The sequence below is a fragment of the Bartonella vinsonii subsp. berkhoffii ATCC 51672 genome (genome assembly GCF_902825225.1).
Taxonomy (GTDB): Bacteria; Pseudomonadota; Alphaproteobacteria; order Rhizobiales; family Rhizobiaceae; genus Bartonella; species Bartonella berkhoffii.
The window spans coordinates 1-463 of record NZ_CADEAK010000142.1 but is presented as its reverse complement, the minus strand read 5'-3'; the positions used below and the strand labels follow the sequence as shown (position 1 = coordinate 463).

Annotated in this window: 1 pseudogene; it reads left to right on the top strand. The window is 37.1% G+C overall.

The features are described from left to right. Positions 1-367: pseudogene (locus J7R10_RS08650) on the top strand (L,D-transpeptidase family protein); the annotation flags it as partial. Positions 368-463: the final 96 nt, after the last annotated feature.

Genomic DNA, 463 nt, shown 5'->3' with positions numbered 1-463 from the left:
AGGATTTCCCAACCTTTATGATCAAGCGAATGGCCGAACAGGAAGTAATCTTATGGTGCATGGTTCTTGCTTTTCTGCTGGTTGTTACTCTATGAGTGATAAAAATATGGCACAGATTTATGCTTTTGCGCGGGATGCTTTTAGAGGGGGACAGAAAGAATTTCAGTTGCATGCTTTTCCTTTTCGCATGACCGATGCTAATATGGTACGTCATAGATCTGATCCCCATTATCAATTCTGGGTTATGCTTAAGAAAGGTTATGATTTTTTTGAAGAAAATCGTATGCCTCCCACGGTTGATGTTTATGAAAAACATTATGTTTTTAATCGTGGTCTTGATAAGGTTTCTAGTGCTTTAAGGCCGTGATGTTATCTTATCGTAAAGTGGAGTTCACCTTTAATTTTTTTCAGAATGCTTTATTCTTTTATCTGTAATGCTGTAGATATTGTCTTTCAGTGCGAT